Source organism: uncultured Campylobacter sp., assembly GCF_938045775.1.
In the GTDB taxonomy this organism is placed as follows: domain Bacteria; phylum Campylobacterota; class Campylobacteria; order Campylobacterales; family Campylobacteraceae; genus Campylobacter_B.
On record NZ_CALIBH010000045.1, the window covers coordinates 1 to 9,765 of the forward strand.

Consider the following 9,765-nt stretch of genomic DNA (forward strand, 5'->3'; position numbering starts at 1 on the left):
AGATTCGTCCTTTATCGAGCAGATTGAGCGCGTAGCCGCGATCGCCGCCTTCATCGTCGTAAAATACGGCAGTCTAAAGCGCAGCACGCTTTGGCGGATCTTCGCGGCGTCGGTAGAGTTTGATTTGCTGTCGCTGGTGTTGATGACGAGCGAAATTTCGCCGTTTTTGAGCTTGTCCTCGATATTTGGGCGACCCTCGCTGATTTTATAGACAAACTCGCACTCCACACCGTTTTCGCCTAATAGCTTGTGAGTACCGCTAGTAGCGGCGATACTAAAGCCCGCGCCCGCAAGTGCGCGTGCAAGCTCCACGGCCCGCAACTTGTCGTGATCTGCGAGCGACAAAAATACCTTGCCGCCGCTTGGAAGCGCGTTGCTAGCGCCGATTTGAGATTTAGCGAAGCTTTTGGCGAAATTTTCGCCGATACCCATCACCTCGCCGGTGCTTTTCATCTCAGGTCCCAAAATCAGATCCGCGCCCGCAAGCTTGTTGAAAGGAAAGACGCTCTCTTTTACGCAGATATGGTTTTTAATACGCGGCTTTAAAATTCCCTTCTCTTCGACCAGCACGCCGAACTCGTCGTAAAATTTCAAAGCCTCGCGCAGACCCCCTTGCCACATTACGCGGGTAGCGACCTTTGCCATCGGAATTCCGCTCGCCTTGCTTACAAACGGCACGGTGCGGCTCGCACGCGGATTTACCTCGATAATGTAAAGCTCGTTTTCAAAAATCGCGAATTGAATATTCATAAGCCCCACGACGCCGAGATTTAGCGCGATCTCTTTAGTTTGGCGGCTTACCAGATCGATCATCTCCGCGCTTAGGCTAAGCGGCGGCAGGATGCTCGCGCTATCGCCGCTGTGGATGCCCGCCTCTTCGATATGCTCCATTATCGCGCCGATATATACGTCGCGCCCGTCGCAGATCGCATCGACGTCAAGCTCGGTCGCGTCAAGTAAAAATTTATCTATCAGCACGGGAGAGTGGTGGCTCACGCTCATGGCTTCGCTCATATACTGCCTAAGCTCGGCTTCGCTATGCACGCGCCGCATCGCGCGACCGCCTAGCACGTAGCTAGGGCGCACGAGTACGGGATAGCCGATCGCAGCGGCCTTTTCAATTGCTTCGGCTTCGCTTACGGCGGTATCGTTTTTAGGCTGTTTAACGCCGATACTTGCGATAAACTCGCTAAATTTCTTACGATCCTCCGCTACGTCTATCGTGCGCGCGCTCGTGCCGATGATCTTGGCTCCCACGGTACTTAGGCGCTTAGCGAGCTTTAGCGGCGTTTGGCCACCGAAATGTACGATCACGCCGTCGGGGTTCTCGGCCTCGATGACCGCTCTAACGTGCTCGAAGTCGATCGGCTCGAAGTATAAAATATCGCTCGTGTCGTAGTCGGTGCTGACGGTTTCTGGGTTGCAGTTATACATTATCGTGGTGATCCCCATATCGCGCAGAGCATAGCTAGCGTGCACGCAGCAGTAGTCAAACTCGATGCCCTGCCCGATGCGGTTCGGACCGCCGCCGATGATGAGGACCTTTTTGTTATCTTTTGAAATTTTACGGCTTGCGATGGCGGGAGTTATGTTGGTGCTGGAGTACAGATACGGAGTAAGCGCCGCAAACTCGCCCGCACAGGTATCTACTTCGTTGTATTCAAGGCCGATGCCCTGTCTGGCGCAGGCAAAATGGATGTCGTTTTGCGTAAGGCCAAGACTATCTTTTTTGTTGATCAAATTTGCGATCATCTTATCGCTAAAGCCCCAACTCTTGGCCTGTCTTAGAAGCGGCGCGTCGTTGATGATCTCCATATCGATGCGCTCTTCAAATTTTACGATCTGCTCGATCTGGCTCAAAAACCAGCGGTCGATCTTACTAAGCTCGTAAATTTGATCCACGCTCATACCCGCTCTAAAGCCCTGAGCGATATACAAAATTCTATCTTGCTGCGCGTTGCGAAGCCCGAAGATGAGATCCTTGTCGCTCAAATTTAATTCCACGAAGCCGAAGTAGCCCTTCTCCAGCGAACACAGCGCCTTTTGGATGCTCTCTTTAAAGCTGCGCCCGATCGCCATTACCTCGCCGATACTCTTCATCGCAGTGCCGAGATAGGGGTTTGCGCCGGGGAATTTTTCAAACGCAAAGCGCGGAATTTTAGTAACGATATAATCGATCACCGGCTCGAAGCTTGCGGGCGTGCCGGTGATGTCGTTTTTAATCTCATCCAGGCTAAAGCCTACCGCCAGCATCGTAGCGACCTTGGCGATCGGATAGCCCGTGGCTTTAGACGCAAGCGCCGAACTGCGGCTTACGCGCGGGTTCATCTCGATGACGATCATCCGCCCCGTTTGCGGATTTACCGCAAACTGCACGTTTGAGCCGCCCGTATCCACGCCGATCTCGCGTAAAATTTTAAAGCTCGCGTCGCGCATCCTTTGATACTCTTTGTCGGTAAGCGTCAGAGCGGGCGCAACCGTGATACTATCGCCCGTATGCACCCCCATCGGGTCGAAATTTTCGATCGAGCAGACGATGATGCAGTTATCCTTGTGATCGCGGATTACCTCCATTTCGAACTCTTTCCATCCAAGCAGGCTCTCTTCGATCAAAATTTCATTTATCGGGCTTACATCTAGCCCGTTTTGCGCGACCTCTTTAAACTCATCGATATTATACGCCACGCCGCTGCCTGCGCCGCCTAGGGTGTAGCTAGCGCGGATAATGAGCGGAAAGCCGATCTCATTCGCCGCAGCCATCGCCTCTTCGATATTGTAGGCGTATTTGGATTTAGGCAGATCCATTCCGATCTTAATCATCGCCTCTTTAAATTTTACCCTATCCTCGCCCTTTTTGATCGCTTCGGGGTTGGCGCCTAGAAATTTCACCCCTGCTAGCTCGCCGCTTTCGTAAGCCTGCATCGCGACGTTTAGCGCGACCTGTCCGCCCATCGTAGGCAGGATCGCATCGACGCCCTCGCGCTTTATGATACGCAAAATGCTCTCTTTGGTAATCGGCTCGATATAAGTAGCGTCGGCAAAATCGGGATCGGTCATAATGGTAGCGGGGTTAGAGTTTATTAGCACTACGCGGTATCCGAGGCTCTTTAACGTCTTAGCCGCCTGCGTGCCGCTGTAGTCGAACTCACACGCCTGACCGATTACGATCGGACCGCTGCCGATCAGCAAAATCGTCTTAATATCATCTCTTTTGGGCATCAATTTTCCTTTGTAACGACATACAAAAACGCCGGCATCTCGGAGCCCACATAGGGCTCTACGACGGCGCTTTTGTATAACTTTCCGTTTTGAATCTCTTTAACCTTTCCTACCGGCACGCCGGCAAAGAAAATTTCATCTTTGCCACTCGTAAAAACCTCATCGCCTACCTTGGGATCGAGCCACTGCGGGATGTATCTAACCACGAGCTCATTTTTTTCGCCGCCCGCGACGCCCGGAATTTGAGCATCGCCTATGAAAACAGAGAAGTTGCTCTTTTCGTCGCGCTGTAAGATCGCAAGCGGGCGCCCATCTTTATTTACTAAAATTCCTGCAGTTTTACCCTCGCTGATGAGGCCGTAAATTTTGTTTGGGTCAAAATTTTCAAAATTTACAAAGAATTTGTTGTAGTCGTTTAGATTCGCGTAGCTCAGCGCCTTTACGAGCTGGACTTTGGGCTCATAAATGGAGCTATTTTTATCGATCAAAATTTTATTCAGCTCGCCCGCGAACGTACTAAGCAGCATCGCCGATTTTTTTAACTCGGCATTTTCTTCTCGTAGAGCCTTGATCGTCTCTGCTTGGTTAAAATGCTCGTTCACAGCGCTTTTTATCCGATCACTCACGCCGTAATAAACCTCTAAAATTCCTCCTGCAAATCCGATAAATTTGCCGTGGATATACGAGCCGAACGTAAGCGAAACGGCTACCAGCAAAACCGCGACGAGGAGGAGTTTGAGATTAGTCATTTGCCGCTTGTTTTAGCGATTTGATCTCTTCTAGGGCTTTTCCCGTGCCGTTTGCGACGCACAGCAGCGGCTCGTCCGCGACGAAAACCGGAAGCTTTACGGTGTCGCTTAGATACTTATCCAATCCGCGAATGAGCGCGCCGCCGCCCGTTAGCACGACGCCGTTTTCGACGATGTCGGCGGCGACTTCGGGTTGTATGCTTTCTAGCACAAATTTCAGCGCGTCCGCAATCTCTCTGATCGAGTCTTTGATCGCCTCTCTAACGTCCTCACTCGTAAGATCAACCGAGCTTAAAAGCCCGCTGATCTGGTCTTTTCCTTTGACCGTGTAGGTAAGGTCTTTTTGCTGTTGCACCGCTGTGCCGATCTTGATCTTAATCTCCTCGGCCGCACGCTCCGAAATAAGCAGGCTATATTTTTCTTTGACGTAGTTAACGATGCTTGCGTCGATCTTATCGCCCGCGACTCGGACGGATTTGGCACTGATGATACCGCCTAAAGAGATAACGCCGATCTCCGTGGTACCGCCGCCGATATCTACGACCAACGAGCCGCGCGCTTCATTTACAGGAAGTCCCGCACCGATTGCCGCAGCCATCGGCTCTTCGATTAGATAAACCTCGCGCGCGCCCGCTATCATCGCGCTTTCGCGCACGGCTTTACGCTCGACCTGAGTTAGTCCGTAAGGAACCGAGATGATGATACGCGGACTCACGAAAAAGCGGCGCTTGTGGGTCTTTTCGATGAAATACCTAATCATCTTCTCCGTCATATCAAAATCCGCGATAACGCCGTCTTTCATCGGGCGCACCGCCTCGATATCGCCAGGAGTGCGTCCTAGCATCTCTTTAGCCTCGGCGCCCACGGCGATGATCCTTTGCTTGCCGTAGCGTTCATTTTGTACCGCGACGACGCTTGGCTCGTTGATGATGATGCCTTTATCTTTTAGCAGCACGAGCGTGTTTGCCGTGCCTAGATCGATGCCCATATCCCTAGAAAATAATCCTAGAATCGAATCAAGTAACATTTATCCCCTTTATGCAGTTAAATTTTGTTTTACAAGTATCGGCTTGGAGACGCCGTCTACGACCTCTTTGGAGATGATGACGTCATAGCCCTTAAGCTCGGGCAGATCGAACATAATATCGATCATGATCTCCTCGATTATGCTGCGAAGTCCGCGTGCGCCGGTTTTGCGCTTAATCGCCAGGTTCGCGACCTCCCTTAGCGCGTCGTCGTCAAATTTTAAATTTGCGCCGTCTATCGCAAAGAGCTTTTGATATTGTTTTAAGATCGCGTTTTTCGGCTCGGTTAAAATTCTAACCATAGCCTTTTCGTCGATCTCATTTAGTGTAGCCACTACGTGCAATCGCCCGATGAGCTCGGGGATTATACCGTAATGCACCAGATCGTCGGCCTCGACCATATTTAGTAAATTTAAGCTCTCTTTCTTGCTGCGCTTGGTTTGGTTAAACCCTAGCACGTTCTGCCCGATGCGGCGGTTGATGATCTCGTTTAGCCCGTCGAATGCGCCGCCGCAGACGAACAAAATATTAGTAGTATCGATCTGGATGAAGTCCTGATTTGGATGCTTGCGGCCGCCCTTTGGAGGGATATTTACGACGCTTCCTTCGATGATCTTAAGTAGCGCTTGCTGCACCCCTTCGCCGCTTACGTCGCGCGTGATACTGCGGTTTTCGCTCATTCGCGCGATCTTATCAATCTCATCTACAAATACGATACCGCGCTGCGCCTTCTCTACGTCGCCGTCCGCGGCTTGCAAAAGACGGGTGAGGATATTTTCTACGTCCTCGCCGACGTAGCCCGCTTCCGTTAGGCTCGTAGCGTCGCTAATGGCGATCGGCACGTCCAAAAATTTCGCCAAGGTCTGCGCCATAAGCGTCTTGCCGCTGCCGGTAGGTCCGATAAGCAAGATATTTGATTTTGAAATTTCGGTATCGTCGCCCTTCGCATCGGTCTGTCTGAAAATTCTTTTATAGTGGTTGTAAACGCCGACGCTAAAAATTTTCTTAGCGCGCTCCTGACCGATGACGTAGCGGTTTAGAACCTCCATCAGCGCCTTTGGCTTGATAGCCTCGAAATCGATCTCTTTATTTTGATTTTGTACCGCCTCATTTTGACCCTCGCTGCCGTGGATAGCGGCGTATGCCATATCGATACAATAGCTGCAGATAGCCGCCGTACCGTCGTCGTTAGGATAGATACGACGTCCGTCCGCGCCCGTCTCACCGCAAAAACTGCACTTGTTTGCCATTAAATTTTACCTTTATCTAGCGGAATCCCGCGTTTTGTGTTGATTATAAACTCGCACATCTTGCGCACGTTTTGATCGCTCGTTTCGTTTAATAAAATTTGTGCCTGCTCCTTTAAACCCCCGCCTTGGTTGAATAAAAATTTATACGCCCGATTTATCGTCTCGACCGTCTCTTTATCGAAGCGGCGGCGGATGCCCGTTAAATTTAGCCCGCGAATATAGGCGCGATTTCCCTCGGCTAGACAAAACGGCACCACGTCCTGACTAAGCGCGCTAGCGCCTGCGATCATGCAGCTCTCGCCGATCTGGACGAACTGATGCACGGGGGTAAGCCCGCCGATAACGGCATAATCGCCCATTACGACGTGGCCTGCGAGCGTGGCGTTATTGGCTAAGATTATGTTGCTTCCCAGCACGCAGTCGTGCGCGATATGGCAATACGCCATCATAAATAGATTATCGCCGATGCGCGTAAATCCATCGCCCTTATGCGAGCCCGAGCTGATCGTGCAAAACTCGTGAATCGTAGCGTTTTTGCCGACGACTAACCCCGTGCGCTCGCCCTCTTCAAAGCTCATATCCTGCGGAATTTCGCCCACGATCGCGTATGAAAAAATTTTAGAGCCCTCGCCGATTTGCGTATCGCCGATGATGCGCGCGCCCTGCTTGATCGTGCAGCCGTCACCGATTTTAGCCTGCGCGCTTATGAAAGCATACGGCTCGATCACAACCTCGGCTCCGATCTGCGCGCCGTCCTCGATGATCGCCGTGTGGTGAACTTTAGCCATCATTTATCCATTATCATCGCTTGAAGTTCAGCCTGTGCGGCCAGTGTGGCGCCATCGTTGATGTAGGCTTCGCCCTTTAGCACCCAGATGCGTCCGCGATGTTTGATTACGCTAATGCGATACTCAAGCTTGTCGCCGGGGCGGACGGGACTTCTAAATTTAGCGTTATCGATACTCATAAAATACACGACTTTGTCGCTTAGATCGACGCCGTCTTTCTCCATACTCTTAAACGCCAGCACGCCGCCCGCCTGCGCTAAGCCCTCGATTATCATTACGCCCGGATAGATCGGATGGCCTGGGAAGTGACCCTGAAAGATCTGCTCGTTGTAGGTTACGTTTTTATAGGCCTTGATGCTTTCGCCGATGCTGAGCTCTTCGACGCGATCTATCAGCAAAAACGGAAAACGATGAGGTAGGATGGAGAGGATTTCGTTTATATCTATCATTGATCTGCCTTTTTTAGAAATTTTAGAATCTTATCAAATTCTTACTAAAATTTCCCTAACGTCTAAAAATATGCGCGAGAGCCCGTAAATTTGAACTTTGGCGGCTCTTATCTCGTCCGTGACGATGATCGGCGAGAGCGAGCCAGCAGTGCACAGGGCGGCGCGAGTTTTATTTTGGCGCGCGAGACTCGGCGGGTTTTTTAGCATTTCGGATACGCTTTTGAAATTTGATCTTGAAATTTCGTTAAATTTCGCCAGGCTTAAAATTTTAATCTCGCCTTTGTCGCTGCAAAAAATTTCGCACTCGCGCTCTATGCTAAACTTCACGTTTTCGCGCGTAAAATGCGAGCCAAATAGCACAAACGAAGGCGCGACCTTGCCGTCAAATTTAATCCATGCACGGAGCAGGCGGTAATTTAAAAACCGATCGCGCAGCACGCTAAATTTAACCCCTTTTCTTTCGATAGCACAAAGCTTTTTGTAAAATTTCAACTTCTCCTCTACCGAAGCGGGCAAGATTTGCCTATCGATCGGCGACATTAGCTCGTAAATTTCGGCATCGCAGGCTAAATTTCGTCTCAAATCCGCCGTCAAACTTCCGCCCGAATTTCGTTCAGCCCTTTGCTGATCATTCCGCTGCGCCGCAAGCGCGTAGATACAGCCGCAGTAGTTTTGATGATAGAGCGCGTCTTTTTTCGCAAGCGCAAACTGCTCGTTCGTGCCGCCATTTTTGCGAAAATCGGGCGCGATAAACTCCAGTCCGCAGCGCTCGCAAATGCGCTGTAGCGAGGCGCAGAGCTGAGAGTGCGATTTTTTGGGACTCATAAGAAGAGTCGTGGTAATTTTACGCTCGCACAAACTTAGCGCGAGCTCGGCTGTTTTTTGCATGCGAAAATCAAAGCAAAACTCGCAGCGCGCGCCTTTCTCGGGCTCATTTTCAAGCCCGCGCGCGCCGTCTAGCCAGCCCTGAAAATCATACTCGCCCGGGATAAATTTAATCCCTAAATTCTCGCAAACCCGCTTCGCGTCGTGCATTCTAAGAACGTATTCGCCGTAGGGGTGTATGTTGGGATCATAAAAATAGCCTATTAGCGGCTCTTGCATGAGCTCTTTTAAGCGGCGCAAAAAATAATCGCAATCGACCGAGCAGCAGATGTGAACCAGCAAATTTTAACCCTTTGCACGAAATTTTTGGATATAATTTTACGCTATCAAAATTAATGAGCGGAAAAATGAAAAATTTTTTTATAAAACACTGGCGTAAGTTTGCTTTCGGCGTAAGTGGATTTGCGCTGTTTTACGTGCTTGCGGGCTTTTTCGGCGTGCCGCTTTTTATCGAAAAAGCGCTGCCTAAAATTCTAGAAGGCAGAGCGAGCTTTAGCGTGCAGGACGCCAAATTTAACCCCTTTACCTACGAGCTAAACGTCACGAAACCAGAGCTTAGCACCTTTAAACCGCTGTTTAGCGCCGATGAGATAAATTTAAAAATCGGTTTTTCGAAGCTTTTTAAAAAGACTCTCGCGATAGAAATTTTACATCTTAAATCCCCTAAATTTCACGTTGAGCGCGAGCAAAACGGCACCTTCAATTTCGAGCCGCTACTTTCGGAGCAAAAGAGCGAAAGCAAGGATGAAAACTCCAGCTTCAACGTCACGCTGAATAATTTTAAGATCGAGCGCGGCTCTCTGGACTACGTCGATAACTCCCTAAAAAGGCCCTTTTCGCTCATTTCGACCGAGCTAAATTATGAGATCAACGGACTAAGCTTAAAGGACGAAACGATCGGCGAGCACGATTTAAGCGCCGTTTCGCGCACATACGACTCGCTGAGTTTCGATGGAGCCATCGATCTGGCGCCTCTGCGCTTACATGGCAAAATAGATCTTAAACGGCTGAAAATCGATCCGTTTTGGCTATCATACCTCGATCCTAGCGGCGTGCGGCTTAAAAACGGCTTTCTTTCCGCCACGCTGAATTACCGATTGAGCCTCGATGAAAATATAAAATTTGCGCTTGAAAACTCAAAGCTCGAGCTGCAAAACTTAGAAATTTTGCAAGATCAAAGCTTAATTTCTCTTGGCTCGCTAAAAATCCCGAGCTTCAGCCTAAATACGGACGTTTCTGATGAAATTTCTGGCGAAGTAGCGATCCCGCAGATGCTGCTTTCGGGCGCAAAATACGATATGAACGAAACCAAAATTTCCACGGGCTTTGAAGGGGCGCAGGTCGCGGATTTTGCGCTGGATTTTAATAAAACGGGCGCGAACTTGCGGATAAACTCAGCC

Annotated in this window: 8 protein-coding genes; 1 reads left to right on the forward strand and 7 read right to left on the reverse strand. The window is 50.1% G+C overall.

Annotated features, from left to right (window positions below; translation table 11 throughout):
• The 7 genes from carB to Q0238_RS01340 all read right to left on the reverse strand — a co-directional run.
• Window positions 1–3,219, reverse strand: a 3,219-nt coding sequence (gene carB, locus Q0238_RS01310) for a carbamoyl-phosphate synthase large subunit (protein ID WP_297942116.1), incomplete at its 3' end; no start/stop codon positions are given.
• On the reverse strand, window positions 3,219–3,968 hold the full coding sequence (gene mreC, locus Q0238_RS01315; protein WP_297942119.1) for a rod shape-determining protein MreC: 750 nt from the start codon (window positions 3,966–3,968) through the stop codon (window positions 3,219–3,221). The genes carB and mreC, both read right to left, overlap by 1 nt.
• Window positions 3,961–4,995, reverse strand: a complete 1,035-nt coding sequence (locus tag Q0238_RS01320) for a rod shape-determining protein (RefSeq protein WP_005869818.1) — start codon at window positions 4,993–4,995, stop codon at window positions 3,961–3,963. The genes mreC and Q0238_RS01320 overlap by 8 nt, the downstream gene beginning before the upstream one ends.
• A gap of 9 nt (window positions 4,996–5,004) precedes the next feature.
• Entirely contained in the window at window positions 5,005–6,243 is a 1,239-nt protein-coding gene (gene clpX, locus Q0238_RS01325) for an ATP-dependent protease ATP-binding subunit ClpX (protein ID WP_297942122.1), read from the reverse strand.
• Complete coding sequence (lpxA, locus tag Q0238_RS01330; RefSeq protein ID WP_297942124.1) at window positions 6,243–7,031, reverse strand: acyl-ACP--UDP-N-acetylglucosamine O-acyltransferase; 789 nt, start codon at window positions 7,029–7,031, stop codon at window positions 6,243–6,245. Before lpxA ends, clpX begins: the two co-directional genes overlap by 1 nt.
• Window positions 7,031–7,480 (reverse strand): 3-hydroxyacyl-ACP dehydratase FabZ, encoded by a 450-nt coding sequence (gene fabZ, locus Q0238_RS01335; protein ID WP_291938488.1) that lies wholly within the window; start codon window positions 7,478–7,480, stop codon window positions 7,031–7,033. Before fabZ ends, lpxA begins: the two co-directional genes overlap by 1 nt.
• Window positions 7,481–7,513: 33 nt before the next feature.
• Window positions 7,514–8,647, reverse strand: coding sequence for an epoxyqueuosine reductase QueH (locus Q0238_RS01340; RefSeq protein WP_297942127.1), 1,134 nt, complete (start codon window positions 8,645–8,647; stop codon window positions 7,514–7,516).
• Window positions 8,648–8,712: 65 nt separating this feature from the next.
• Here Q0238_RS01340 and Q0238_RS01345 point away from each other — a divergent pair.
• Window positions 8,713–9,765, forward strand: a 1,053-nt coding sequence (locus Q0238_RS01345; protein WP_297942129.1) for a DUF748 domain-containing protein, incomplete at its 3' end; no start/stop codon positions are given.

What these genes read in the sequence shown, in the direction of transcription:
- mreC (WP_297942119.1), bottom strand. Translation starts at nt 3,968, where the DNA reads ATGACTAATCTCAAACTCCTCCTCGTCGCGGTTTTGCTGGTAGCCGTT.
- Q0238_RS01320 (WP_005869818.1), bottom strand. Translation starts at nt 4,995, where the DNA reads ATGTTACTTGATTCGATTCTAGGATTATTTTCTAGGGATATGGGCATC.
- clpX (WP_297942122.1), bottom strand. Translation starts at nt 6,243, where the DNA reads ATGGCAAACAAGTGCAGTTTTTGCGGTGAGACGGGCGCGGACGGACGT.
- lpxA (WP_297942124.1), bottom strand. Translation starts at nt 7,031, where the DNA reads ATGGCTAAAGTTCACCACACGGCGATCATCGAGGACGGCGCGCAGATC.
- fabZ (WP_291938488.1), bottom strand. Translation starts at nt 7,480, where the DNA reads ATGATAGATATAAACGAAATCCTCTCCATCCTACCTCATCGTTTTCCG.